Below are 25,747 nucleotides of genomic sequence, written 5' to 3'. Positions count from 1 at the left end.
ATCGAGCGGCACGCCGAGGCCGCCGCGCTTCTTCGATGAGGGAATGAGCGCGGCGCCCTTGCCGAGCACATCGCGGAACGGGGCGCCGAGCTTTGGATGAAGGATGGCGGCGGCATGTTCGAGCTCGCCATCGGCGCCGACGGCGGCCGCCTTGCCGAAGCTCTCGACCCGGTTGCCGGCAATGCCCAGAGCAGCGACGGCGCGCTTGGGCAAGATTTCGCCCAACGCTTCGCCGATGGCGCTGAGTGCCGACAGATCCTCGACGTAGGTACCCGCATAGGGGTTGCGGATGACCGCAATGGCTGCGGCACGCCGCGTCGGCGGATCGACGTGCCGCCCGCCTTCGATCCGGGTTTCCTCGACGATGGTGATGATACGGCGGATTTCCGGGCTCATCGCAGTCCGTCCTCACCCTTGATGTCGGCGGCGGCAAGGCCGCCGACCCGTGCATGAACGCGTGCGCCGGTGGTCATCGCCAGGATGACCGCCATTTCATCGCTGCGCGGCGCATCGGCAATGCCGATCTCGATTGCATCGAAATGGCTGCGCACATAGGAGGCGTTTATGTGCGTGATCGGGATGTCGATGCGCGTTCCGGGGCCGCCGACTTTCTTGGTCGAAGGCACGATCGCCTTGGCATTGCCGAGCAGTTCGCGCATCGCGTAGCCGCCCGGATTGTGCCAGAGCGCGCCATGTTCAAGCTCGCCGGCGGCGCCGACTATGGCACCCTTGCCATAACCTTCGATGGCCTGGCCGCCCTCACCAATGGCGTCGATCAGGCGCCGAGCCATATCGAGACCGAGCGGCTTCAGGTCTTCCATGAAGCCGGTGATCTCTTCGACATAGCGTCCGGCAAAAGGGTTGGCGATGACCGCGACGATCGCGCCTCGCTTGAGCGGGCGTGCCGCGTGGGGTCCGCCCTCATGGAATATCTCTTCCATCTGAACCAGAAATTTCCTGACCACCACAGCCGGCATTGTTCTCTTCCTTCATCCCGTCGTTCATAAAACTCGTTAGAGTATCAACAATTATGCCTATCGACATTTGTCAAGCACAGACGTCGGGCAAGCGGGCGAAGGGCCAAGAAAACTGCATCGGATGACGATTGACAGCCTGTTAAGCCGCTCCTAAACTCATATGACCATCAACGAACTCGCCGTTGTCCCGGCGATGTGTGGGGGATGGTCAAAGCGTGGCTTCAAAAGCTGAAAAAAGCTGAAGGGGAATGACATGAAAAGGGCGCTCAAGAGTTTATTCCTGGCCGGCACGATGCTTGCCATTTCGTTCGGACCGGCCGCCGCACAGGCCAAGGTTTCCGTGGCCGCCATCTCGGGATACTTTGCACAGGGTTTTGGCGTTTCGATCGTCAACGGCCTCAACAAGGCCAAGACCGATTTCGGCATCGATCTCAAGCTGGTCGACACCGGCAATCGCGCGCTCGACTACCAGCAGCAGTTCGAGAATCTTGCCAAGGGCAAACAGTACGACCTGATCTTCGTGATGGGCTGGGAGCTGGTGGACTCGCTGCAAAAGGTCAGCGCCGAATATCCTGACCAGCGCTTCGTGTTCATCGATGGCGTCCTCGACAACCCCAAGATGATCTACGCCAATTTCGCCGAGGAGCAGGGATCCTTCGTCGCCGGCGCGCTTGCCGGCATGATCGAAGCCAAGGGCACCGCCTTCGACAAGATCGGCGACGGCAAGGCCATCGGCTTTGTCGGCGGCCGCGATATCCCGGTGATCCGCAACTTCCTGGGCGGCTACGAGCAAGGCGCCAAATATGCCGCGCCCGACGTCAAGGTGAACTCCGTCTTCGCCGGAACCTTCGACGACCCGGCCAAGGGAAGCGAACTTGCCCAGGCGCTTTACGGCCAAGGCTCCGACATTGTCTACAACGTCGCCGGCCCGACGGGTGAAGGCGTGATGCAGGCAAGTGCCGCGGTCGACAAATATTCGATCGGCGTCGACATCGACATGTGCGGCTCGGCCCCCGGAAATGTGCTCGCCAGCATGCTGAAGCGCGGCGACATCGCCGTCTATACGCTGATCAAGGACGAGGTCGAGGGCCGCAAGATCACCGCCGGCACCCGCACTTTCGACCTCGCCTCGGGCGGTGTCGAAGTCAAGGTCTGCGATGACATCGCCGTCAAGATCCCGGCAGAGATGACCGCCAAGCTCGACGAGATCAAAAAGGGCATCGTCGACGGCAAGATCGTGATCGCCAAGGCGAAATAAGCCAACACCAGCGCCTCCCTCCCAAGAAAGCGCTAGACTGATCCGCCGCGGCTTGCCGCGGCGGATCAGTGTCCAATCTGCGAGAGCCATGTTGTCGAACACGCCGGGGTCGCCGACCCTCCACAGCAATGCCGCGATGGCCGTCGAGTTGACTGGCATCACCAAGCGTTTTGGCGCATTCGTCGCCAATGACGGCATCGACCTTGCGGTCCGCCGCGGCGAGATCCACGCCATCATCGGCGAGAACGGTGCCGGCAAGACGACGCTGATGAACATCCTGTTCGGCCTCTTGCAGCCGGACGAAGGCTCGATCCGGCTGAACGGTGAAGAGATCGTGATCGCCGACCCGTCCATGGCGATAAAGGCCGGCCTCGGCATGGTTCACCAGCATTTCAAGCTGGTTCCCTCGCTCTCGGTTGCCGACAACGTCTTTCTCGGCATGGAAATCCGTCGCCATGGACTGATCGACCACGCTGCGCAGGTGGCGCGAACGCGCGACCTGTCGAAGCGCTTCGGCCTGCAGGTCGATCCGACCGAGCGCGTCGGGCTGCTCTCGGTCGGCATAGAACAGCGCATCGAAATCCTGAAGGTCCTGGTGCGCGGCGCGCGCACCATCATCCTCGATGAACCGACCGCCGTGCTGACGCCGCAGGAGAGCCGTGAACTGTTCCAGACGCTGCGCAGCTTCGTGGCCGAGGGCATGACGGTGATCTTCATTTCGCACCACCTGGAAGAAGTGATGGAAGTGTCCGACACGGTGACGGTGCTGCGCAACGGCAGGAAGGTGGCGACCAGGCCGACGGCCGAGCTCAGCAAGGACGAGTTGGTGCACATGATGGTCGGCCGCGAAGTGAGCTTCGACCGCCGGCCGCGCGCTTCGCTGCACGGCGACGTGGTGCTCGAAGTGAAGGATCTGTGGGCGCGCGACGATCGCCTGCTGCCAGCCCTTCGCTTTGCCAGTTTCACGGTCCGCTCCGGCGAGGTGGTGGGGATCGCGGGTGTGGCCGGCAATGGACAGACGGAGCTGGCGGAAGTGCTTTCGGGCCTGCGGCCGGCAAGCCATGGCGGGGCCTGGCTGAAGGGCCAGAATCTCACCGATCTCTCGCCCGCCGCGATCCGCCAGGCAGGCCTCGCCCATGTTCCAGGCGACCGCATGGTACGCGGGGTCGATCGCAACGCTTCGATAGCGGCCAACACCCTGATGGGCCGCCAGCATCGCGCACCATGGAGTCGTGGCGGCATGCTCAACTGGAATGCCATAAATCAAAACGCCGAAACGCTGATCAAGAGCTTCGATATTCGCGCGCGCGGACCGGGCGATGCGGTCAAGCGGCTTTCGGGCGGAAACATCCAGAAGGTCGTTCTGGCACGCGAATTCACCAATGGCGCCGATTTCCTGCTGATCGACCAGCCGACGCGCGGCGTCGACATCGGCGCCCAGGAGGCCATTCATGACGAGATCATGCGACAGCGCGCCGCCGGCCGCGCGATCCTGCTGATTTCCGTGCAACTCGACGAACTGGCCGCCCTTGCCGACCGCATCCTGGTGATGTTCAACGGGCGGATCATGGGCGAGGTTTCTGGCGATGACGCCGACGAGGAGCGCATCGGCATGATGATGGCAGGCGTGGCCGCGCCGGAATTCCCCGCGGAGACCGCATCATGAAAGACCATTTGCGTGCCGTTTCCGGCCAGGTCATCGCCATCGGCGTGGCACTGCTGATGGGCGCGATCATCATCCTCATGGTCGGCGAAAGCCCGGTGCGTGTGTTCATGACACTGTTGCGCGGCGCCTTCGGCGATCAGGAGAAGATTGCCGGGACCTTGCTGCAGACGACGCCGATCCTGATCTGCGGTGTCGCGGCCTGCATCGGCTTGCGCGGCGGCATGTTCAACGTCGGCATCGAGGGCCAGCTGTTCCTCGGCGGCTTCGCCGCCGCCTGGGTCGGCTTTGCCATGCCCCTGCCCGCGGGCATCCACACACTGGCAGCACTGGCGCTGGCGGTCGTGGCGGGCGCGGCCTGGGTCGCCATCCCCGCCTATTTCCGCGCCCGCTACAACACCAACGAGGTCGTCTCGACGATCCTGTCGAACTACGTGGCGGTGCTGCTCACATCCTACTTCACCATCTTCCTGTTCAAGCGGCCGGGCGGCTGGTCGGAGACGCCGCCGATCCTGGCGACATCCTATCTGCCGGAGATCTTCGCCTTCTCGCGGTTGAACTGGGGCCTGGTCATTGGCCTGGTGCTGGCGGTCGGCGCGGCCCTTGTCTTCCGCTACACCAAATGGGGTTACGGCGTCACGATGGTCGGCTCGGCGCCGAAATTCGCCGAATATGGCGGCGTCAACGTGAAACGGCAGGGTTTCCTGGTCCTGCTGCTTTCAGGGGCCGTCGGCGGGCTGGCCGGCGGCGTCGAGACGCTCGGCGTCCATCACCGCTTCATGGAAGGATTTGCCCCCGGTTTCGGCTTCGACGGGCTGATCGCCGCCCTGCTCGCCAATGGCTCGCCGGTCGCCACCATCTTCACCGCACTGTTCTTCGGTGCCCTGCGCAACGGATCGCTGCTGCTCGAGGTCGACACCAGCGCGTCGCGCGAAATCATCACCGTGATCCAGGCGCTGATCATCCTCAGCGTGTCGGCCCAGGTGCTGGTGAGAAAGCGCGGCGACAGCCAGGCAGGGGAGCGGCGATGGAAATTCTAGACAAGCTCATCAACGTCGCGCTGATCGCTGCGACGCTTCGCACCACCGCGCCCATCCTTCTGGTCGCGCTTGGCGGCTCGTTCACCACCAAGGCCGGCATCTTCAACATCGGCCTCGAGGGGCAGATGCTGGTCGGCGCCTTCTTCGCCGTCCTCGGTTCGATCTGGACCGGTTCCGCACTGGCGGGCGTCGCCTGCGGCGTTGCGGCGGCGCTCGTCTTCGCCCTGGTTTTTGCTGTCCTGGTGGTGAGCTTCAAGGCCAATGAAGTTGTCGTCGGGCTGGCGCTCAACATCCTGGCCGGCGGCATGACGATCTCGCTGATGAAAGCGATCTTCGGCACGCGCGGTTCGATCGTCGGTCACGGCATCGTCGGCCTGCCGAAAGTCCAGCTGCCCGGCGCCCGCGACCTTCTCGGCTCCTGGGCGCCGCTGATCTCCGGTTTCACGCCGCTCGTCTATGCCGCCTTCATCGCCGTGCCGCTGCTGGTCGTCTGCTACAACCGGACGCGGCTCGGCCTCTATATCCGCGTCGTCGGCGAAAAGCCGGAAGCCGCCGAGGCGCTTGGCATCTCGATCACCCGCGTCCGCTACATCGCATCCCTGCTGTGCGGATTGCTGGCGGGCCTCGCCGGCGCGCATCTGTCCCTCGGCTACATCACCATGTTCACCGAAAACATGTCGTCGGGCCGTGGTTTCATGGCGGTGGCGATCCTGATCTTTTCCAACGGCGATCCGCTGAAGGTGCTGGCCGGCTGCCTGCTGTTCGGCTTCGCCGATGCCTTTTCGTTGCGCCTGCAGACGTTTGGCTATCCGTCCTACCTGGTTCTCACCGTCCCCTATGTCGTCGCGCTGATCGCATTGTTCGCGCTGTCCTACCGGGCGCGCCCGAGGATCATCGCGGAGACGCTGGAATCGATGCGGAAACTGCTGTCGGTAGACAGGAACACCGAACCCGGCGGCAAAAATCCCCAGTGAAGGAAGCCTTTATGGAACGCATAATCCTCGACGTGGATTCAGCCGGCGACGATATTCTCGCCGTGCTGTTTGCAGCGGTCAATCCCAAACTCCGGCTCGAGGGTGTCACCACCGTGACCGGTGCGGCCGGCCCGATCGAACAGGTCACCAACGTCGTCCTCAACACGCTGACGCTCGCCGGGCGTAACGATATCCCGGTTCACGCCGGCGCGTGGCGGCCGATCGTCGGCAACGCCAAGGCCGACATGGAGGCGCCGGTGCATTTCGAAAAACGGCTTGTCGCCCGTTTCGGCGATCGCCTGAAGAAGTTCAACCCGCCGGCGCCGACGCCGGTGCGGCAGGCCACGTCGGGACATGCGGTCGATTTCATCATCGAGACGGTCATGGCCAATCCGGGCGAGATCACGCTGGTGACGACCGGCCCGCTGACCAACACGGCGATGGCGCTGTTGCAGGAGCCGGGACTGACCGGTGCACTCAAGCGGCTGATCGTGCTCGGCGGCAATTTCCAGACGCCGGGCAACATCACACCCCTGTCGGAGTACAACATCTGGGCCGATCCGGAGGCTTCGCGCATCGTGCTCAACGCCGATGTCGAGAAGATCCTCGTCCCCCTCGACATCTGCGAGGACAACCGCGTCGCCGACTCGATGCTGACGCGCGACGACATCGCCGACATGCAGGCCGTCGCCAGGGACAATCCCGTCCTTGAGATGATCGCCGACAGCTTCCCGATCTACATCGACATCTGGCGCGAATTCTTCGACCTCGTCGGGTTCCCGATGGATGACGTGATCACCGTGGCGCTGGCTTTCGATCCCGGCCTGGCGACGATGACCGAGCCGCTGTTCGCCGACGTCGTGCTCGACGGCAGGCTGGCGCGCGGCCAGACCGTCGCCTATCGCGGCCGGCAACTGCTGCCCGGCGGCGGGCCCAAGACCACCCGCATCTGCACCGGCCTGGACGGCCGGCGTTTCCTCGACGGCTTCAAGAAAACCATAGCGCGCTACGAGCGGGCGGCGTGAAAGACGACATGATGACCAAGCCAACTCCTATCCTGTTCGACTGCGACCCCGGCCACGACGACGCCATTGCGCTGGTCATGGCGCATCGCTCGCCGGCCATCGAACTCATCGGCGTCACCACGACCTGCGGCAATGCGGAAGTCGAGAAGACGACCGCCAATGCCTTGCGCATCCTGGAGTATATCGGCGCCGGCGACGTGCCTGTCGCGCAGGGCTGTCACCGCCCGCTGGCGCGCCCGCTGGTGCTCGGCACCGCCGATGGCCCGAGCGGGCTCGAGGGCTCGCCCTACCTGCCGCAGGCGACGATCAAGCCGGTTGACCGGCATGCCGTCGATTTCCTGGCCGACAGGCTGCGCGCCGCGCCCGAACCGATCCTGGTCGTCGCCACCGGCCCGCTCAGCAATATCGGCCTGATGATCCTCAAGCATCGCGACGTGCTGCCCAAGATCAAGGAGCTGATCTGGATGGGCGGCGTGTTCTACCGCAAGAGCGAGATCATCACGCCGACCGAATTCAACGCGTTCTGCGATCCCGAAGCGCTGAAGATCGTGCTGGACAGCGGCGTGCCGATCCTGATGGTCGGCCTCGACGTCACCATGCAGGTGCTGATCGAGGCGCCGCAATATGCCGAACTCGCCACCATCGACACGCCGCTCGGCCGGCTCGTCAACGACTGGCTGCTGTTCTACGAGAAGCTGCACCGCAACTCGATGGGCGTCGGCGGCGCCATGCACGATCCGCTGGCGCTGGCGCTGGCCATCGACCCGACATTGGTGCGCACGCGCCCTGCCCATATCGGAGTCGATCTGTCCGGCACCTACGCCTTCGGCGCGACCATCGCCGACTACTGGGGCGAGCGCGGTGAAAAGGACAATGCCCGCATCGCCCATGAGGTCGACGCGGACCGCTTCTTCAAGCTGATGTTCGATCTCCTGCGGGACTGAACATCCAACGGACTGAGGGTTAGCGGAACAGATATTTCGAGACTTCCGGGTTGCCGCGACGCCACATCACATTGTCCAGGAAGTAGTGGTGCACGTTGATGAATATCCACGCGATGAAGAGGAAAAGCGACGAGCCGAGCACCTGTTTGTCGTAGGGAACCAGGGCACTCAGCGCCATCGGCACGAGCCAGAAACCGAGAGCACCGAGAATTGTGCCAGCGATGATGAATATCAGCACCCGCAGCCTGTACATCGGCCCAAGAATGGACAGCACCCTGAATTCCGGATCCTTGACGGCATCCACGCGGTCGCGCTCGACGTTGGTCTGGTAACGCCAGACCACCGCCAAATACTGCAACGAATGGAGCGCCGGTACCACGAGCAGCCAAAGCGGGTTCAATCTCACGAACAGAATCCAGGCATAGAGGGTCGTGACGTAAGCGACGACACCGTTATACGGCAGAGCGCCGCCATGTTTGCGCCAGCGATTGACGAACATCACGGCGGTGGCCGCCGAGGAGGCAGCGGCGACCGCGAGCGCGATGTTGAGGAGCCAGGGCGGGACAGCGAATGTGTAGTAGTCCAGGCCCCAGAACTGCCTTTCGGTGATCACCGCGTTTGTCTGGAGCCAGGCGAACAGCCACACGGCATATCCGTTGAACAGCAGCGCTTTCTTGTCCTGATCGCTGAAGAATTTGCGCTTCAGCACCGCGTCCACCATCAGCATGCCATAGCCTTGCTTGACGTAGTGCCAGCCGACGAAAAAGCCCATCGCGTTGGTGGCATATCCCAGCAGGCGGGCGTTGCCGGTTACGGAGCCATAGGCGAAGAAAGCGACCATGATCATTGGGACGGCAATGCCCGCGATGATGTAGCGGATCTGGAGATTCCTGTCATATCCGTCGCCGCGCACCTTGCGCCCGAAATCGCGATAGAAAATCTGATACGAGTGGGCAAAATGTGGATGGTTTATCAGATTGGCGAGCAAGAGCATTACCGCCGCCACAACGCCCTCGTATCTAAGAGGCACAAAGAACAGGATCGGCAGGATCAGGAACGCGCTCCCGCCGAGCATGAAAAAATCGATGAACGGACCGAACAGATATTTCTGTGGAGGCGCCGCGACCGAGACCGGAGCATCCGCCGAAAGGTGAAGTGCCATGCTGCCTTCTCCCTGTGATTGTTTATCTAGCCATCAACCTGATAGGAATTTTTTCTTGACTCCCTGCACTCAGCTATGGTACATTTTTGTCCATGGTGCTGATTTGCGCCAGTGACCCGCCGCACAGGCGGGTTTTTCGTTTGTTCCGTCAGCCAACGCGCCGGCGAAGGCTTCGGGGAAGTGTCGATCGCAGCGCGTTCAGCCGCGCGAACTGTCGAGGTCAGTTGAGCTGATTGAGGATCCCAGAACTGCTCGCCAGGATCAAGCTCTTGTAGATCAGGAACGCCAGCGTACAGATCGCGGCCAGCGAGGTCGGCACGCCGAACGGCACCACCCCCTTGCGGTCCAGATGCTGGACGATGAGCCGAAAAGCGCCCGCCGGCAGCAGGAATGGGTTTTTCACGATCGCGGCAGTGGCCAAGGCGAAAACCAGGAGCAGCACCGAAAACACCGCGAGACCGCTGCCGCTGATCAGGAAGGGCACGACTGCTATCAGCTTGACATCGCCGGCGCCGATCTTGCGCAAGGCCCAGAAGGGCAAGAGCGCGACGAACAACAGAAGCCCCGCACTGGTGCTCAGTCCCATGTCCCACCACGACCCGGATTGGAGCGACAGCAACAGCAGGCCCCCGGCGCCCAGACAGAGCAGCAGCAGCACGTCGCGATTGGAAATTTTCTGGGTGGTGAAATCGAGCCAGGCAATCCTGGCCAGCAGAGGGATTGCGAGCACCTTCAGCAGCAGCGCTTCGGCAAGCAACATGCTAGCGCTCGACGTTCTGCACGCTTGACGACAAAAGCTTCAGATTGTTGGCGACGGTCGGGTCGTTGGGCGCCAGCTCGTAAGCCTTGAGGAAGTTCGAGCGGGCATCCTGTAACTTGCCGCGCAGCAGGTAGGAATAGCCGACATTGTTGTAATATTCGGGCGTCGCGCCGCCCAGCTTGAAGGCCCTGGCATAGGCGCGGTCGGACAGGTCGAAACGGTGGATCCGGTCGGTGCAGGCGGCCAGCCCCATCCAGGCGTTGCCGTCATTGGGTGCCAGTTGCGTCGCCTTGAAGAACAGCGCGCCGGCATTGCCGTAATTTTCGGCACGGAACTGGTTCTTGGCTTCGGCGACCGCCTGGTCCGAGGCATAGTATTCGACGTCGCTGACCGTTTTCAGCCCGTCGAAAGCATCGCCAAAAGACGTCACGTCGCCCTTCGACGGCTCGTTGGTGCGCACGACACCGTCGGTTGTGTCCGCCGTCTGGCAACCGGCAAGCACCGCCATGAGCAGACAGGCCGCGGCCGCGATAACCCTCTTCATACGTCCGTCCCCTGGGCCCCCGACTCACATTAGGGCCAAATGATATACTAAACTAGAAGAAAACGCCTCTCATGCGAATGATGACCGGCAACATGATCACCACCATCACGACTGGGAATATACAGAGACCCAACGGAATCATCATCTTGACCGGGAGTGAATTGGCGCGCTCCTCGGCACTCAGAATTCTCTGACTGCGCATTTCGGCGCTATAAACACGCAAGGCATCGGTGAGGCTGGTGCCGAGTTCTTCCGATTGCCGGAACAGCACCGCTAGTGCCCGCGCCTCCTCAAGGCCTATGCGATCGGCGAGTTCCCGTAACGCCTCCCGCAACGGCTTGCCGGCGCGCAGTTGCAAATTCATGATAGACAGTTGGATCCCCAGCCACTTGTGGGTGGCAGCCATTTCGTGACTCACACGTTCGACCGCCGCCTCAAGGCTCATGCCTGCATCGGCGCATGTGATCATCATGTCCATGAAGTCGGGAAAGGCACGGCGATAGATTCGTTTCTGACCATTCTCGAAGCGATCGAGCATGATGCTCGGAATCACCATGCAGGCCAGGCCGAACAAAGCAGAGCCGGCAAAAGTTATGAAACCAGGCAGCTGTGGTGGAAGGACCCGCGACAGCAGGGCATAGATGGCCAAAAACCCAATGCAGACTGCAACCAGACGGGACAGGGTGTAAACCAGCGGTGCACTTGATTTGTAAAAGCCGGCACGAAAGAGCTTCGCCTCCAAAGCATTCGGCTCATCGCGCTCCTTTTCGATCGACTTGAAGTAGGCGTCGACTGGCCGTTGTGCCGCAAGCTTGGCAAGCACGTCCTGTCCAAGCATTGACCGGCGGTCTGTAATTCCTTCGCCCATCAGGCTCTGCGCGACGAGCTTTCGTGTTTGCAGAGCCGGCAGGAAGACGAGCGCACCGAACAGGAAAAAAGATGCCGCCGCCGCAAACACGACGATAGATACCAAGAAACCCAGATCCTGAATATTCGAAAACAATTTTATTCGTCGCCCCTGTTAGAAATCAAAATTAACCATTCGATACATGATGAAATCCCCCAACAAAGCCCACACCCCGAATACGGTGAAGACTGGGAAAATGAGCTGATCGTGCCACACGCCTCCATAATAGGAGGGAGCAAGAAGTTGAAGGATCAAGAACATGACGAGCGGAAACAGTGATATAATCCAGGCCGACACGCGCCCTTCAGCGGAAAGCGCCCGAATTTTCATTCGAAGCTTTTGCCTTTCTCGCAGTACCGAGGATAGGTTGGACAAGATTTCGGTCAAATTACCGCCGGTCTTGGCCTGGATCGACAGGGATACCGACAGCAACTGAAGACCCTCGAAGCCGACACGCTGCGAAAGCTTTCGCACAGCCTGCTCGATGCTGAGACCGAAAGTGATCTCATCGGAGACGATGCCGAACTCGGTGCCGAGCGGATCCGGCATTTCGCGCGCGACCAGACCGATGGCGACCGAAGCCGGGTGTCCGGCGCGCAGCGAACGAACGATCATGTCGAGCGCGTCCGGCAGCTGTTTGGCAAACTTCTGGATTCGCTTGTTGCGGGCGCGCCGGAGGACGAGAAGCGGCAGGACAAGCCCTACGACCAGAAAGATAAGAAGCGACGCCAAAGCGGAAAAATTGAAGAGTACCAGGAGCAACGCCATCGCTAGTCCGACGAGCAGGAATGTCGCGGCGAACGTCAGGGGATTTCCGGTAATGCCGGATTGAGTATAGAGTCTGTTCAGCCACACCATTCCAAAAAGAAAGTCGCCGGAGTCAGTGAGGCCACGCTCCCGCAGCAATCCCTGTAGCGTTTGTTCGGCCGGGACGTCGCCAGCGAGCCGCTTCAATCGGCGATTGACTGCTAGAGACCGAGAGCGGCGGCCGGCAAATGAAAGATAAAGAGCTTCGCCGGCGAGGATGACCGAGGCTGCCGCCAGCATGTAGATGAAGTATAGCAGAGCTTGACCAGTCGGCATCAGAGGGCAACCTGCGGGTTGAAGGCGTCCTTGGCAAAATGATGGCCAAGCGTCGCCGCCTCTGGAGCGAAGCGCGGACGGACACCGGTTGCGCGAAAGTCTCCGACGACCTTGCCCTCGGCCGTCACCTCACGGCGGACGAAATGATAGATTTCCTGAAGCTGCACGACATTGCCCTCCATGCCGGTCAGTTCCGATATGGAGGTGACACGCCTGCCGCCATCCGAGAGCCGCTGTGTCTGGACGATGATGTCGATGGCGGAGGCGATCTGCGCCCGGATCGAATCATGCGTCATCGGCATGCCGGCCATGCCGACCATCTGCTCCAGCCGCGAGATCGCATCGCGCGGCGTGTTGGCATGGATTGTCGTCATCGAGCCTTCGTGGCCGGTGTTCATTGCCTGTAGCATGTCGAAAGCTTCCTCGCCGCGCACCTCGCCGACGATGATGCGGTCCGGTCGCATGCGCAGCGCGTTCTTCAGCAATTCGCGCTGGCGAACCTCGCCCCTGCCCTCGACATTGGGCGGGCGCGTCTCGAGCCGGCCGACATGCGGCTGCTGCAATTGCAGTTCTGCCGCATCCTCGATGGTGATCAGCCGCTCCTTCGAAGGGATGTAGCTCGACAAGGCGTTGAGCAACGTTGTCTTGCCGCTGCCGGTGCCACCCGAAACCAGGATCGATTTGCGCGCCTGGACTGCGATCCGCAGCAGGTCGATCATCGGCGGACGGATCGAATTGAATGCCATCAAACGTTCGAGCGAATAGGGATTCTTCGAGAATTTGCGGATCGATACCAGCGGGCCGTCGACCGAGACCGGCCGCACCGCGATGTTGACACGTGAGCCGTCTTCCAGCCGGGCATCGACCATGGGCGACGATTCATCGACCCGCCTGCCGATAGCCGAAACGATCTTGTTGATGACGCGCAGCAGATGGGCCTCGTCCCGAAACCGGATTGGCGTCTCTTCGACGATGCCCCGCCGCTCGATGAAAACGCGCTTGTGAGTATTGATCAGGATGTCGGTAATGGAATCATCCTTGAGCAGCGGTTCGATCGGCCCGAGGCCCAGCATCTCGTCGGCGGTGTCGCTGGTGAGTTGATCGAGTTCGCGCGCATTCAGCGGCACCGCGCGAGCGCGAACGAACTCGCGCACGATTGGACGGATCTCGTTCAGGATCTCATCCTTGGAAGCACTTTCAAGCGCGGTCAGGTTGAACCGGTCGATCAAGTGGCGATGCAGCTCGACCTTGATCGTCAGGAAATCGTCACCATGCGATTGAATATCAACGGCTGGCAGAAGAGCCGGAGCAACAGGCTGCACCGCCAGCAGCTCGACCTTTGTCACTGCCTGCTGTTCGCTTGGCCCCTTGATGAACCGTCCCAGCATAATTGCTTATACTCCCCTCGGACACGCATTAGCGGAAACTAAACGTTAACCAACGAGCGCACAAGCGCCTGGATGCCCGGCGCACAGCCATTACTTTCGGCATAGTTAAGATCAAGGACCGCAAATCCCTTGATTATTTGATGCAGAGGGCATGCGGAGTTCCCCAAATTTATCCTCAGCTCTCAGGCTCATGCGCCCGCGCCGCGAAAATTAGCAAAACTCCCTCTTAAGTCCTTAGATATAAAGGAATATGCATTTCTTCTAATGCTTCCACGGTTTCGCCACATGAGCGGCTAAATTGTGAATGAATGGTTAAGGGCAATCGAAAAATGAAAAGAATCAATCCCTTGATAAGATTTCACTTTGCAACCTTCTTGCCGAATCAGGTACATGAAAGTTAAGGAACCCTTAATGTCGTTTGACTCTGCATTTTCTCGGGACCTAGGATCGAGATGACGGGGGATGCTTGGGTATGGATTTCATCTCTTGCTCTGTCTCGTCGGGTTCCAACCTCCAAAGGGAGAAATTGACATGAAGAAGCTCATGACGATGACCCGGCAGTTCCGCGACGATGAAAACGGCGCTGCCATGGTCGAATATTCCATCCTCATCGGCATCATTGCCGCGGCGTCGATCGTGACGATCATCGCTATCGGAGTGTGGGTGAACGGCTCGTTCACCAATCTCTGCAGCAAGCTGACGGGCGTTGCTGGCGTGACGAACTGTACTGTTGCTACGGCTACTCCCTGATCATTTTCCAATCGGGACCCGGATCTGATCCGGGTCCCTGTCGCCCGATATGTTGCCTTTCTTGGGGTTTTTGGGATCATGCGCGCGAACACACTCATCATGATCGTTCTTGCCGGTGTTTTCGGTGTCCTGGCGGTTGTGCTGGTCAATATCTGGCTGGCTGGCCAGCGAAGCGCCATGGCGCAAACGGGCATTGTTCAAGGCAGCACTGTCGTCGTTGCGGCAATGCCGCTGAAGTTCGGCGATACGCTTAGCGCAGACAAATTGCGCGAAGTCGCATGGCCGGCGGGCTCGATTCCAACTGGCGCCTTCAAGACAACGAAAGAGGCCTTGGCCGGCGAAGGCATCAGGCAGGCGCTTCAAACCATTAGCGCCAACGAACCAGTCCTCGCCAGCAAGATCACTGGCCCAGGCCAACGCGCCACGCTTTCGGCGGTGCTTGGCGAAGGCATGAAAGCTGTTTCCATCAGGGTGAACGACGTGCTCGGCGTCGCCGGCTTCGTCTTCCCGGGTGACCGGGTCGATGTGCTGCTGACGCGAACGGTGCGCGGCGATGATGGAGCGGACAAGAGTTTCGTCGATGTGCTGCTGCAGAGCATGAAGGTGCTCGCCATCGACCAGGTGGCCGATGTGAGCAAGGACAGCCCAACCGTGGTGAAGTCCGTAACGCTGGAAGCCAGCACCAAGGACGCGCAGAAGCTGACGCTTGCGGCAGGCGCCGGCCAATTGTCGCTGGCGCTTCGCCAGGCCGCCGCCAGCAAGGGCGAAATGACCGAGCGGGTGACGCTTTCCGACCTGACCGGCGAAACGCCGGCCGATGTCGCCGCCAGGCAGGCGGAGCTCGACAAGAAGGCAGCAGCGGAAGCGGAGGCAGCAGCCGAGCGCAAGCGCGCCGAGGACAAGATTGCCGGGTTGACCCAGGCTGTGGAGCGGGTGGGAAGCCGCCTCGACGAGTTGGGCAAGGTAAAGATTGCTCCGATCGTGATGGCGGCACCGCAGCCGGTCGTCAAGGAAGTGGTCAAATATGTGCAGCCTGAGCCGCCGGCGCGGGCAACGATCGGCGTTTTTCGGGGTGTGAAGCTCGAGACATATGACGTGCCGCGACAACCATGATAAGGTGCGGCTAATAAACGGGACTGCCACCGGCAGCGAGTGGGGAGACGGGGATGCGGGGATATTGCTTAGGGATAGCGACGGCCGCGTTGTCGTGCCTAGGGGCGCTGTTGCTGTCGGGCCTGGCGGCCAATGCGGCCGACCGCTTCATCGATGTGTCGACCCCCAGCGTTCATCGGATTTTCCTGCCGATGTCGCAATCGGTGACGATCCAGGTGAGTGCCAATCTGGGCGACATCGTCGTTGGCGACGAGAAGATCGCCGATGCCCAGCCAATGACCGACCGCACGCTCTACGTCATCGGTAAGGGCGCCGGCACCACCACGGTTAATCTGTTCTCCACCGATAAGCGCTCGCTCGGCGCCCTCCAGATCGAGGTCGGCGTCGATGTCAGCGACATGGCGCAGGCGATCCGCCAGGTCGCGCCAAAGTCGCGCATCGAAGTGGGCTCGGTCAATGGCAAGGTCAGGCTTGGCGGCCATGTCAAGGACGGCGCCACGCTGGCGTCGATCCTGGAGGTTGCGCAGCAATATGGTCCGGACGCTGTCATCAACTCGGTCATCGTAGACGACAGCCAGCAGGTCAATCTGGAAGTGCGCGTGCTGGAAGCCAAACGCAATACAGGCCGCGATCTCGGCGTTTCAATCAAGAGCACGAACGGGAGTGGGACGAGCCGAGTTGGAACCGGCATTGCCACAGTCGACAAGGACGGAGCAGAGCTTGGCGCGGGCGACCTGGTCAGCGGCCTACTGTCGAACACCAATCCCTTCGCGGCGCTGATCACCCGCGTGATAGACAGCAACATCAAGGTCGACCTGATCATCGAGGCGCTTGAGGCCAAGGGCGTGGTTCGCACGCTGGCCGAGCCGAACCTCACCACGCTATCGGGCGAGCCGGCCAGTTTCAACGCCGGAGGCGAAGTCCCCATCCGTAGCGTCGACAAGGATGGACTGATCCAGATCGATTACAAGCAGTTCGGCGTCAATCTCGTGTTCACGCCGGTTGTACTTGACGAAGGCAAGATCCACATCAGGCTGGCGCCAGAGGTCAGCGACCTGACCGGCTTCACCACCGCCGGCGACCCGATCTTCACCAATCGCAAGCTGACAACCGTGGTCGAACTGCGCGACGGCCAGAGCTTCGCCGTCGGCGGGCTGCTGTCAAGCAAAACCACCAAGCAGCAGAACCAGGTGCCATGGCTTGGCCAAGTGCCTGTCATCGGGACGCTGTTTCGCAATTCGAGCAGCCAGAAGGAAGAAACCGAGCTGGTGGTCATTGTCACGCCACACATCGTGCGGCCGGTGAAGCCCGGCGAACAGCTGGCGACGCCGTTCGACAAGACGCGGCCCGCCAACGATCCGGAATTCTTCGTGCTCGGCCAGCTCGAAGTGACCAAGGACATGGTGCGCAAATATGAACTGGGCGAAGGTGTCACCGGCCCCTATGGCCACATGCTCGACTTCAAATCGAAGGACAAGATGCTCTATGTCAAGAAATAGCGCCTTGATCCTTATCCTGTGCGCCAGCGCGCTGTCGGGCTGCGCCGCGGACTATCTGAACCACTACGATTCGGTGACCCTGGCCGCCGGCGACACGCAGAAATACAATTCGCTGCTGCAGACGATCGACCCACTCAATCCGAACTCAAGGAATACGAAGATCGAAGGCGACGGCGCGCGCGCCGCCGCCGTTGCCCAGGGCTACAAATATCCACCGCCACCGCCACCGCCGCCGGCGATCACGGTCAATGTGGGCGGGTCGGGCGTGACGACGCAGTGAACTGAACGGAAGGATGCGGAGGGCGCCGGGCATGCGAGGGGCTCTGGCGCAAGAAAGCAGAGAGTAAGGTCATGTTGGGGACCATTCGTGCCTTCTGGAACGATCAACGCGGCGTCGCGATGATCCTCGTGGCGATCACGCTGCCCGTGCTTATCGGCTTTGCTCTGCTGGCTATCGATATGAGCAGGGCCAACGGACTGCATAACGATCTGCAGAAAGGTATCGATGCGCTTGCGCTTGCGACAGCCGCGGAACTTGATGGCAGATCGGATTCGATCACCCGAGCCGAACTGGCAAAGACGACACTTCTCACCAACAAAACAAAGTTTTCAACATCTGGCAATCATACGCTCGCTTTGGCTGATGTGACCATTAAATATTTAACCGGGATACCTGCCGACGACAGCATCGGGTTGAATGCCGCTGGTGTCGACGCTAATGGCCATGACTGGTCAAGCACCGATCCCAAAGCCGTGTCGTTCTCCTTGGTGACCGTGAATCCGTCCGTCGCGGCGGCAGATGGTGCCGGGGCCTTTGAGGCGATCTTTCCAGCAAGCTTTCTTGGCGGCAATAACACCTTCGATATCAGACCTCAGGCTGTGGCCGGATTTGTCCAGTCGATCTGCGAAACGGTGCCAATCTTCATGTGCAATCCGTTCGAGACGACCGACCCGCTGACCAGCAAGACCATCCAGCAGGCATTCGCGTCGGGCGATACCTACAGTCGCGAGTTCCGTATCCTTAAGGTCGACAGCAATCCTGGTCCCGGTAACTTCGGCCTGCTCGACAACAGCCTCACTTCGCTGCGCGATGCCATAGCAATGGGAACAGCCGGCACTTGCTACAACCGGAATGCAATCACCACAAAAACCGGTGTGACCTTGGGCCAAGTAAGCGCAGGCCTTAACGTCCGCTTTGATCTCTACAGCGGGTCTCTCAATAAATATAACAAGGACTGGGCGTATCGACCGGCAAGCAATGTTCGCAAGGGACAGCAAAGCAATACGTGCAACAAATACGATCCTGCAACCGACGGCCCCCCGGCATCGGCACTGCCGCTCCCGCCCGGCGTATGGGACGCTGGCAACAACGCATATTCGCAGAAGATCACCAACGCCACGACATTCTACGGCAATTATTGGAGTAGCAATCACAAAGCCAGCGTCCCTAACATCCCCAGTTCTACCAACCCGGTATCGAAGACGGCACCGGCGTCTCGATACGATGTCTACAAATATGAAATCGCGACCACTGGTCTTGTTGCAGACAAATCAAAGGGTCCATCAAACGAGAGAGGAACGCCTGCCTGCTTCAATGGCGCGACCCCGACTGCGGATCCCGATCGGCGGCTGCTCAACATGGCGATCGTCGACTGCATCGCCAACCAGGCCAAGATCAACGGGCATACGCAGCTGAAGCCGGACGGATATGCCAGTGTTTTCTTGGTCGCGCCAATTGCGAAATCCAACCCGAGTGACGACCCAGACGGCACCGGCGCCGAGAAGCCTATCAGCCTGGAGATCGTCGACGTTGATGGCGGGTTCGCGAACAACACCCTGGTCGACAAAGCATTTCGCAACGAAGCCCAGTTGTATCGGTAGCGTTGACATGACCAGGTTCGGCAAAATCATTGGACGGTTCCAAGTCGACGAAAGTGGCGCCGCTTTGGTGGAAGCCGCGATCACCATACCACTCGTCTTGCTGTTATCGGCCGGTGTGTTCGAGTTCTCCAATATCCTGAACACCCGGCTGCTTCTCGAAGCCGGCGTTGAGGATGCGGGGCGCTACATGGCACGATGCAGCAGCGACTGGGCGACTTGCAAGGCGCGGGCTCAAAACCTTGCTGCCTATGGGACGGTCGATAGCGGCAACGCCCGGGTGACCGGATGGCTTCCAGCGACAGTTGACATCACCAAGGCGGTCTCGCTGGACGCGGTTGATGCCGCCACGGGCACGCAGCTTTATCTCAGCAGCACGACCAAAGTCGATGTCGTGGACGTCAGCACGTCCTATTCTTATCCGGACGTTGGATTCTGGTCGTATCTTGGCTTTGGAGCCCTGACCCTCAGTGTATCCCATCAGGAACGGGTCATTGGATGGTGATGGAACGCACCAAGTTTTGGGCTAGCCAGTCCGGAACGACAATGGTCGAAATGGCCATAGTGATGCCGCTGCTGTTGACGCTTCTGCTTGGCTTCGTCGATTTCGGCTACGCCTTTTACCAATGGAATGCCGGGAATAAAGCGGTGCAAGCCGGCGCAAGGCTGGCGCAGATCTCAACACCTGTCGCCAGCGGGCTCCTGGCCGAGACGATAACGCAGACTGACCTAACTAAAGTTGGCACTGCGGTACCGGCAAACACTTACAACTATATCTGCACCGCCAACACCGCTGGAAGTGTCTCTTGCGTTTGCGGCACAGGCGCTACATGCCAGAACCTCAATGTAAGCCAAGATGCCTTTAATTTCATTTTTAGCGGCAACAGCAGCCGGGCCGGAATGCAGACATTCCTGCCGATGCTGGCCAAGTCCGAAGTCAGGATTCAATACCAGGCGTCCGGCCTCGGCTACTGGACGCGACCCAGCGGGGCGGTGCCTACCATCACCGTCAGCATCACCAACCATCCCTTCCAATTCTTCTTCCTGGGCGGACTGCTCGGATTCGGAAACATCACCATGCCCTCCATGCTGAGCACAGTCACGGGCGAAGATTTGAAGAGTACCTGGCCATGAACGCCATCAACACCAAGGTCACGCCGACCAAGCGCAAGCAGGTGGCGCTGTTTTCGTCGGATCCGAATTTCAAGCGCGATGTGGCGACGCGGCTCGATGCGCTGGCGATCTATGACGTCAGGGTTTCCGAGACGAGCGATTTTCTGAAAGGACCGCCGGCGGACACACGCCCGGGCATCGTCATCCTCGATCTCGGCAATGGCGAGCTGCTCGGCAGGCCCGGCATCGTCGAGGCGCGCGCGCTGTGGGCCAGCGTGCCGCTGATCGCGGTTTCCGACGAGCTGAGCTCGGAGCAGACGCGCGTTTTGGTGCGCATGAACGCCTCGGACTGGCTGCACAAGCCGCTCGACGGCAAGGAACTGCTCAACGCGGTGACCTTCCACGACACCGGCAACCAGGGAACCAAGAGCCGGATCATCACCTTCATCAGCGCCAGCGGCGGCGCCGGCGCCACGACGCTGGCGCTGTCGGCTGCCGAATTCCTGGCGTCGAAATCGGCTGAGCGCGCCGCGTCCACCTGTCTCGTCGACCTGGATTTCCAGAGCGCCAATTGCGGCGCCTATCTCAATCTGTTCAACCAGTTCGACCTTGCCGGCATCATCGGCCAGCCGGAGCGGCTCGATGTCGAGCTGATGGACGTCATCAAGCTGTCGCGCCCGTCCGGCCTCACCCTCTACGCATTCGAGCGGCCGCAACTGCCGTTCGAGCCGCATGGCAGCGATTTCGTCTTCCGGCTGCTCGACCTCGTCGCCTACCGCTTCGACGACATCGTCATCGACCTGCCCAATCTGGAAACGCCCTGGCACAATTCCGTGCTGTCGACGAGCGACGAGATCTTCATCGTGTTCGAACTCAATGTCGCTTCGCTGCGGCAGGGCAAGCGGCTCTACAAGAAGATCCGCGAGCTGCGCGGCAATGCGGTCAGCATCACGCTGGTCGCCAACAAGCACAAGCGCAAATGGTTCGGGAACCATTTTTCGCGCAGCGAGCTCGAAAAGATCTTCAAGGCGCCGCACATCAAGTCGGTGGCGCTGGACAATGCGCTTCTGACCGATGCGCTGAACAGGGCCATCCCGCCTTCCGAAGTGGATGGGCGGGCGCGCTTCAACAAGGATCTGAAGCGGATGTTCAAAGAGCGGCTCGATGACGCTGCCCGATAGATATCGGATCGCCCCAAAGCTCGCCGGCGCCTGCGTGCTCGGCGTGGCGCTGGCGCTGTCCGTCCACGGCTTCGCCGAGGCGCGATCAGCACTTTCGGAGCGGCCGCCGCTGCCGGCGATGGGGCCCAGCCTGCGCAAGGCCGTCGCCTTTAGAACCGCCGAGCAGCCGGGAACGATCATCATCCGCAAGGACGAGAAGGCGCTTTACCTGGTGACCCGCCAGGGCCAGGCGCTGCGCTACCAGATCAGCGTCGGGCGCGACGGGTTCGGCTGGACCGGCATCGTCAAGGTCGGGGCGAAGACCGAATGGCGGGAGTGGCGCCCGCCGCAGGAAATGCGGGCCCGCCAGCCGGAGCTGCCGAAAATGGTGCCCGCCGGCCCCTACAACCCGCTCGGCGCAAGGGCGCTCTACCTGTCGCGGGACGGGCGCGACACGCTCTACCGCATACACGGCACCAACGACCCGTCGGGTGTCGGCTTCGACGGGACATCGGGCTGTTTTCGCCTCACCAACACGGATGTGATCGATCTTTTCAAACGCGTCGCGGTCGGCGCAAAGGTGGTGGTCCAATGACGATGATCAGCGAACCGGACATGCCGGCGATCGATATCGGAAACCAGGAACAGCGCGAACCGGCTGCCACCGGGAAACCCAGCAAGGCAAAGACGATCGCCGTCATCGTCGCCGGTGGCGCGCTTTTGATCACCACGGTCAACATGGCGGCCGCGGTCTATCTCTATCGGGGCATGAGCGACCTGCGTTTCGTCGAGGCGCGGCTGGAGCAGCTCGGCGCGTTCGAGCAGCGGATCGCGGCCCGGCTCGACACAGTCAACAACGGTTTTCAGAGCCGGTTCGAGAAACTGGACAGCCAGTTGCAAGGCAGCTTCAACGAGATCGATGCCAGCATTGCCCGGCTGGGGCAGACTATGCCGGTCGCCGGCGGCGAGGCCATGCCGGGTGCGGAAGAACCCTCCGAGATCGCCACCAGCACGCTGGCGCAAGCGCCCGAAGCCCTCGGCGGCGAGAGCGCGAGCGAACCCGGCGTCATCGAAGCGCCCGCACCCAGGAGGAGAATCGCATCGGCGTCGCCCCCTGCTCCCAGCTCCAATTACCAGCGCATCCAGCAGCCCGACGGCAAGGTCTATTACCGCCGGATCAACTAGACTTCGGGCGTGGCTGAACGAAGGCCGCTTGGACGGATCTAAAGATCGCGCTGCAGCGCCAGGATGCGGATGGCCCGGACGGACCGCTCCCGCGCCTCGGTGAGAAAGGCGATGTGGCAGTAGGCACAGGCCACGAAGCCCAAAAGCAGCACCAAGCTGTTCTTGAAGGTGAAATCGACGGCCAGCGAATAGGGAAGACCCTTGGGCGACGTGAATTCGGCAATCGTGCTTGCCGTTTCCGAATGGCTGCCGACCGCGATCATCAGCCCGGCGAAAATCAGGGCGATATGGTTGGCGAGGAAGAAGAAAGCCGACCGCTTGGCGTGGCACGCCATCCAGCAGACGATCGATGCGGCGGCAAGGATAGCGGCTTCGAAAGCCATGGAACCGCCCAGCCAGACATCCACCTGCTGCCAAAGCACCGTCGACAAGGGGCGCAGTTCAAGCCATAGCCACCATGCGGTGGGGCTGGCTGGATAGATGCCCAGCAACAAGGTCGCCATGCGCTCCCCTGCCAGGACCGCCAGAATGAGAAACGGAAAGGCGAAAAGCAGAAGCGGCTGGCGTTTCATGTTCCCTCGACAATCTGCAGGCCAGGATAGACCGCATAGATTGCTCAAGGCTTAACAGCCCTACTTCCGGCCCTCTCCCGATTGCGAGCGTTCGAGGACGGCGAAGAAGATCACGGTGAGCAGAAGCACGATCAGCAGCAGCACGAACGCGGCTGCCGCGCCTTCGTTGAGCGAAAGGCCGAGAAAGGCACGGCGATAGGCAAAGAAGCTCAGCACTTCGGTCGCGTTGCCTGGCCCGCCCTTGGTCAGGACATAGGGCAGATCGTAGGTCCGGAATTCGTTGATCAGCTGGATGATGATGGTGATCGCCGCGACCGGCCGAAGCATCGGCAGCGTGATGTAGAAGAATTGCTGCCAGCCGCGCGCGCCGTCCACTTCAGCAGCCTCATAGGGATCGCGCGGCAAAGCGGCGAGCCCGGCGGCGAGGATCAGCACGACGAAGGACATTTGCTGCCAGATGTCGATCGCCGCCATCGTCCAGAGTGCCATGCCTGGCGTGCCTAGCCAGTCGAGGCGCGGCAGGCCTGATATCTCCATGAGATGATTGGCGATGCCGAGATTGGGCTGGAGCAGCATGCGCCAGATCAGGGCGACGCTGATCGGCGACATCGCCATGGGAATGGTCAGAACCGCGAAATAGACCGGCTTCATCCGGACCGTCCGGTTGAGCATCAGGGCAATGCCGAGCCCGATCACGAATTCGCCGACCACGGTCACCGCCGAATAGCGCACGGTGAGCCAGAGCGCGTTCCAGAACAGCTCATCGCCGATCATCGAAGCGAAATTCTTGAACCCGACAAGCGGCAGGAGCTGCGGCTTGATCAAGGTCATCGAGGAGATCGAGAGGATGCAGGCATAGGCCAGGGGAAAGCCCATCACGATCGCCAGCAGCAGCAGGCCGGGCAAGGCAAAGGCCCAGCCGGTCCGCCACTCGCGGCCACGGGCAGCCCATCCTTTTTTGATCGCATTGTGCATCGTGGCCGAGCCTTGGTGGGGGTGGCGTTGCTGATCTCGTCAAGATCCGGGGTCTGGAAAATCCGGCGCGGCTGACATCGCCGCGCCGGGTCTCCTTGCCGAGCCGGACCGCTATTTGTCGAGGAGCCCCTGCAGGCCGTCGGAAGCTGCCTTCAGCGCCGCGTCCGATGTCGCCTGGCCACCAGCCGCCAGCGAAAGCTGGGTACCGAGCAGATCCTCGTATTGCGCCGAATAGGTGAAGATCGGGAACGACTTGCCGGTCGCCACCACATCCTGGGCGGTCTTGTAGAAGGGATATTTCGCCAGCACCGCCGCATCGGCATAGACATCGCTGCGCACGGGCGCGTGGCCCTCGAGCGCGCGCTTCACCGAAACATCCTTGCTCTGCACCCACTGGATGAAGGTCCAGGCGGCTTCCTGCTCTTCCGGCGACGTGTTCTTGGGAATGCCCCAGCCCCAACCGCCGCTCTCGCCATGGCCGCCCGGCATCACCGACAGGCCGACCTTGCCGGCGACCGTCGGACACTTCACGGCATCGTCCATCTGCGGCAGCATCCACCAATAGGTGACCATGCTGAAGGCGGAACCGCTGCACATCAGACGCATGGTGTCGTCGAGCGTGGCCGACACGGCACCCTGCTGGGCGCCGCGCTGGATGTTGTCGACATAGAGATCGAGCGCCTTCTTGGCCTCTGCCGTGTCGAGGCTCGCCTTGCCGTCGGCATTGAGATAGCTGCCGCCGGCGGAGAACAGATAGTTGGAGAATTCCATGCTGTTGGGATCGCCGCGCTGGCCCTGCATCGCGGCCCCGGCGACACCGGCATTGGCCTTCATGAATTTGGAAATCGCCACATAATCTTCGAGCGTCGTCGGCAAAGCGAGCTCCTTGCCGGTTGCCGTCTTGTAGGCGGCCTTGAGCTTCTCGTCGCCGATCAGGTCCTTCCGGTAGAGGAGGCCCATCGAGTAGTTGTACATGGGCACCAGGAACAGCTGGTCCTTGGTTCGGCCGAGCAGGTCAAGCGTCGAGGGAATGAAGGGGCTCAGATCGTATTTGGATTTCTCGACGAAGGGTTTCAGGTCGGCCAGCCAGCCGGCCGCCGGAAATTCGCCGGCCCACAGGAAGTCGACCTCGAGCACATTGTAGTAGCTCTGCGGCGCGGTCAGCTGCGACACCAGCTTGTCGTGCATGTCAGGATAGCCGATCTTCTCAAACTCGACCTTGATGCCGGTCTGCTTCTCGAATTCGGGCAACAGCGCTTCAATGATCTTGGTTTCCGGCACGTCCTCCATCAAGGCGTGCAAGGTGATGGGCTCAGCCGCCCTGGCCGGAAGCGATGCGCTGACAACAGCTGCCCCGCTCACGGCCGTCATCAGCATTTTGATCAAGGTCTGCTTGTTCCAAGTCATAACTCTCTACTCCTCTTTCCCTCTGGACGCGGCGGTGATCCCGCCACGATTTCATAACCGGCTAGCGAGCCATGTCGGCTCTCGGAGCGGCCGGCCTATTTCACGCTGCCGAACGTCAAGCCCTGGACGATGAAACGCTGGATGAAGCGGGAAGCCACGACCAGCGGCAGGATGGCAAGGACGACGCCGGCAGAAACCTTGGCGATCTGGACGCCGTTCGAGGTCTGCAACGCCGCAAGCGCAACCGGTATGGTTGCCGTCTTCGGCCCGCTCAAAACCAGGGCAAACAAAAACTCATTCCACGCCAGGATAAAGCCGAGCACGCCGGCGGCCGCGATACCGGGCATCGACACCGGCAGGACAATACGCC

At 61.1% G+C, this 25,747-nt stretch carries 27 protein-coding genes and 1 pseudogene; 16 read left to right on the top strand and 12 right to left on the bottom strand.

Annotated features, from left to right (window positions below):
* A partial coding sequence (locus EN991_RS01140; protein ID WP_127368018.1) for an amino acid synthesis family protein occupies positions 1 to 396 on the bottom strand: 396 nt, incomplete at its 3' end.
* The gene (locus tag EN991_RS01135; RefSeq protein ID WP_127368017.1) at positions 393 to 977 is read right to left on the bottom strand and encodes an amino acid synthesis family protein; all 585 of its coding nucleotides are present in this window, start codon (positions 975 to 977) and stop codon (positions 393 to 395) included. The genes EN991_RS01140 and EN991_RS01135, both read right to left, overlap by 4 nt.
* A gap of 253 nt (positions 978 to 1,230) precedes the next feature.
* Here EN991_RS01135 and EN991_RS01130 point away from each other — a divergent pair, with 253 nt between their 5' ends.
* From EN991_RS01130 to EN991_RS01105, 6 genes are all read left to right on the top strand, one after another.
* The gene (locus tag EN991_RS01130; protein WP_063172800.1) at positions 1,231 to 2,235 is read left to right on the top strand and encodes a BMP family ABC transporter substrate-binding protein; all 1,005 of its coding nucleotides are present in this window, start codon (positions 1,231 to 1,233) and stop codon (positions 2,233 to 2,235) included.
* 88 nt (positions 2,236 to 2,323) lie between these two features.
* On the top strand, positions 2,324 to 3,901 hold the full coding sequence (locus EN991_RS01125; RefSeq protein ID WP_127368016.1) for an ABC transporter ATP-binding protein: 1,578 nt from the start codon (positions 2,324 to 2,326) through the stop codon (positions 3,899 to 3,901).
* Complete coding sequence (locus EN991_RS01120) at positions 3,898 to 4,938, top strand: ABC transporter permease (protein ID WP_127368015.1); 1,041 nt, start codon at positions 3,898 to 3,900, stop codon at positions 4,936 to 4,938. The genes EN991_RS01125 and EN991_RS01120 overlap by 4 nt, the downstream gene beginning before the upstream one ends.
* On the top strand, positions 4,926 to 5,912 hold the full coding sequence (locus tag EN991_RS01115) for an ABC transporter permease (RefSeq protein ID WP_013530293.1): 987 nt from the start codon (positions 4,926 to 4,928) through the stop codon (positions 5,910 to 5,912). Before EN991_RS01120 ends, EN991_RS01115 begins: the two co-directional genes overlap by 13 nt.
* Positions 5,913 to 5,923: 11 nt before the next feature.
* Complete coding sequence (locus EN991_RS01110) at positions 5,924 to 6,937, top strand: nucleoside hydrolase (RefSeq protein WP_127368014.1); 1,014 nt, start codon at positions 5,924 to 5,926, stop codon at positions 6,935 to 6,937.
* On the top strand, positions 6,934 to 7,881 hold the full coding sequence (locus EN991_RS01105) for a nucleoside hydrolase (RefSeq protein ID WP_164766073.1): 948 nt from the start codon (positions 6,934 to 6,936) through the stop codon (positions 7,879 to 7,881). The genes EN991_RS01110 and EN991_RS01105 overlap by 4 nt, the downstream gene beginning before the upstream one ends.
* 19 nt (positions 7,882 to 7,900) lie before the next feature.
* On the opposite strand, the gene EN991_RS01100 is transcribed toward EN991_RS01105, so the two are convergent.
* The 6 genes from EN991_RS01100 to EN991_RS01075 form a co-directional block, all read right to left on the bottom strand.
* Positions 7,901 to 8,956 (bottom strand): hypothetical protein, encoded by a 1,056-nt coding sequence (locus EN991_RS01100; RefSeq protein ID WP_245460876.1) that lies wholly within the window; start codon positions 8,954 to 8,956, stop codon positions 7,901 to 7,903.
* Between the two features lie 307 nt (positions 8,957 to 9,263).
* Entirely contained in the window at positions 9,264 to 9,803 is a 540-nt protein-coding gene (locus EN991_RS01095) for a prepilin peptidase (protein WP_063170098.1), read from the bottom strand.
* A 1-nt stretch (position 9,804) separates the two neighbouring features.
* The gene (locus EN991_RS01090) at positions 9,805 to 10,347 is read right to left on the bottom strand and encodes a tetratricopeptide repeat protein (protein ID WP_127368012.1); all 543 of its coding nucleotides are present in this window, start codon (positions 10,345 to 10,347) and stop codon (positions 9,805 to 9,807) included.
* Positions 10,348 to 10,399: 52 nt separating this feature from the next.
* Complete coding sequence (locus tag EN991_RS01085; RefSeq protein ID WP_063170096.1) at positions 10,400 to 11,350, bottom strand: type II secretion system F family protein; 951 nt, start codon at positions 11,348 to 11,350, stop codon at positions 10,400 to 10,402.
* An 18-nt stretch (positions 11,351 to 11,368) separates the two neighbouring features.
* A complete protein-coding gene (locus EN991_RS01080) occupies positions 11,369 to 12,337 on the bottom strand; it encodes a type II secretion system F family protein (protein WP_063170095.1) in 969 nt (322 codons plus the stop codon).
* Positions 12,337 to 13,725, bottom strand: coding sequence for a CpaF family protein (locus EN991_RS01075; RefSeq protein WP_127368011.1), 1,389 nt, complete (start codon positions 13,723 to 13,725; stop codon positions 12,337 to 12,339). Before EN991_RS01075 ends, EN991_RS01080 begins: the two co-directional genes overlap by 1 nt.
* A 531-nt stretch (positions 13,726 to 14,256) precedes the next feature.
* Between EN991_RS01075 and EN991_RS01070 the strand changes: the two genes are divergently transcribed.
* The 10 genes from EN991_RS01070 (at position 14,257) to EN991_RS01025 (ending at position 22,423) form a co-directional block, all read left to right on the top strand.
* Positions 14,257 to 14,475 carry a Flp family type IVb pilin gene (locus EN991_RS01070; RefSeq protein ID WP_127368010.1) on the top strand — a complete coding sequence of 73 codons (219 nt, stop codon included), beginning with the start codon at positions 14,257 to 14,259 and terminating at the stop codon, positions 14,473 to 14,475.
* A gap of 78 nt (positions 14,476 to 14,553) precedes the next feature.
* A complete protein-coding gene (cpaB, locus tag EN991_RS01065) occupies positions 14,554 to 15,588 on the top strand; it encodes a Flp pilus assembly protein CpaB (protein ID WP_127368009.1) in 1,035 nt (344 codons plus the stop codon).
* Between the two features lie 53 nt (positions 15,589 to 15,641).
* A complete protein-coding gene (locus EN991_RS01060; protein ID WP_127368008.1) occupies positions 15,642 to 17,087 on the top strand; it encodes a type II and III secretion system protein family protein in 1,446 nt (481 codons plus the stop codon).
* Positions 17,074 to 17,367: a hypothetical protein gene (locus EN991_RS01055; protein ID WP_127368007.1), complete on the top strand. Its 294-nt coding sequence runs from the start codon at positions 17,074 to 17,076 to the stop codon at positions 17,365 to 17,367. Before EN991_RS01060 ends, EN991_RS01055 begins: the two co-directional genes overlap by 14 nt.
* Positions 17,368 to 17,438: 71 nt before the next feature.
* Complete coding sequence (locus tag EN991_RS01050; RefSeq protein WP_127368006.1) at positions 17,439 to 18,968, top strand: pilus assembly protein TadG-related protein; 1,530 nt, start codon at positions 17,439 to 17,441, stop codon at positions 18,966 to 18,968.
* A 7-nt stretch (positions 18,969 to 18,975) separates the two neighbouring features.
* Entirely contained in the window at positions 18,976 to 19,470 is a 495-nt protein-coding gene (locus EN991_RS01045; RefSeq protein WP_164753862.1) for a TadE/TadG family type IV pilus assembly protein, read from the top strand.
* Positions 19,464 to 20,099 carry a TadE/TadG family type IV pilus assembly protein gene (locus EN991_RS01040; protein ID WP_127368004.1) on the top strand — a complete coding sequence of 212 codons (636 nt, stop codon included), beginning with the start codon at positions 19,464 to 19,466 and terminating at the stop codon, positions 20,097 to 20,099. The genes EN991_RS01045 and EN991_RS01040 overlap by 7 nt, the downstream gene beginning before the upstream one ends.
* Entirely contained in the window at positions 20,096 to 21,259 is a 1,164-nt protein-coding gene (locus tag EN991_RS01035; protein WP_024502270.1) for an AAA family ATPase, read from the top strand. The genes EN991_RS01040 and EN991_RS01035 overlap by 4 nt, the downstream gene beginning before the upstream one ends.
* Positions 21,243 to 21,833 carry a L,D-transpeptidase gene (locus EN991_RS01030; protein ID WP_127368003.1) on the top strand — a complete coding sequence of 197 codons (591 nt, stop codon included), beginning with the start codon at positions 21,243 to 21,245 and terminating at the stop codon, positions 21,831 to 21,833. Before EN991_RS01035 ends, EN991_RS01030 begins: the two co-directional genes overlap by 17 nt.
* Complete coding sequence (locus EN991_RS01025) at positions 21,830 to 22,423, top strand: hypothetical protein (RefSeq protein WP_127368002.1); 594 nt, start codon at positions 21,830 to 21,832, stop codon at positions 22,421 to 22,423. Before EN991_RS01030 ends, EN991_RS01025 begins: the two co-directional genes overlap by 4 nt.
* Before the next feature lie 38 nt (positions 22,424 to 22,461).
* Here the strand turns inward: EN991_RS01025 and EN991_RS01020 are convergent, their stop codons facing one another.
* From EN991_RS01020 to EN991_RS01005, 4 genes and pseudogenes are all read right to left on the bottom strand, one after another.
* Positions 22,462 to 22,995 carry a hypothetical protein gene (locus EN991_RS01020; RefSeq protein ID WP_013530274.1) on the bottom strand — a complete coding sequence of 178 codons (534 nt, stop codon included), beginning with the start codon at positions 22,993 to 22,995 and terminating at the stop codon, positions 22,462 to 22,464.
* A 60-nt stretch (positions 22,996 to 23,055) separates the two neighbouring features.
* Complete coding sequence (locus EN991_RS01015; RefSeq protein ID WP_064994612.1) at positions 23,056 to 23,970, bottom strand: sugar ABC transporter permease; 915 nt, start codon at positions 23,968 to 23,970, stop codon at positions 23,056 to 23,058.
* 111 nt (positions 23,971 to 24,081) lie between these two features.
* Positions 24,082 to 25,377, bottom strand: a complete 1,296-nt coding sequence (locus EN991_RS01010) for a sugar ABC transporter substrate-binding protein (protein ID WP_127368001.1) — start codon at positions 25,375 to 25,377, stop codon at positions 24,082 to 24,084.
* 95 nt (positions 25,378 to 25,472) lie between these two features.
* Positions 25,473 to 25,747: pseudogene (locus tag EN991_RS01005) on the bottom strand (carbohydrate ABC transporter permease); the annotation flags it as partial.

It is taken from the genome of Mesorhizobium sp. M7A.F.Ca.US.005.03.2.1 (genome assembly GCF_003997795.1).
Taxonomy (GTDB): domain Bacteria; phylum Pseudomonadota; class Alphaproteobacteria; order Rhizobiales; family Rhizobiaceae; genus Mesorhizobium; species Mesorhizobium ciceri.
The sequence above is the reverse complement of the archived record's forward strand: the minus strand, read 5'-3'. Positions and strand labels throughout refer to the sequence as shown.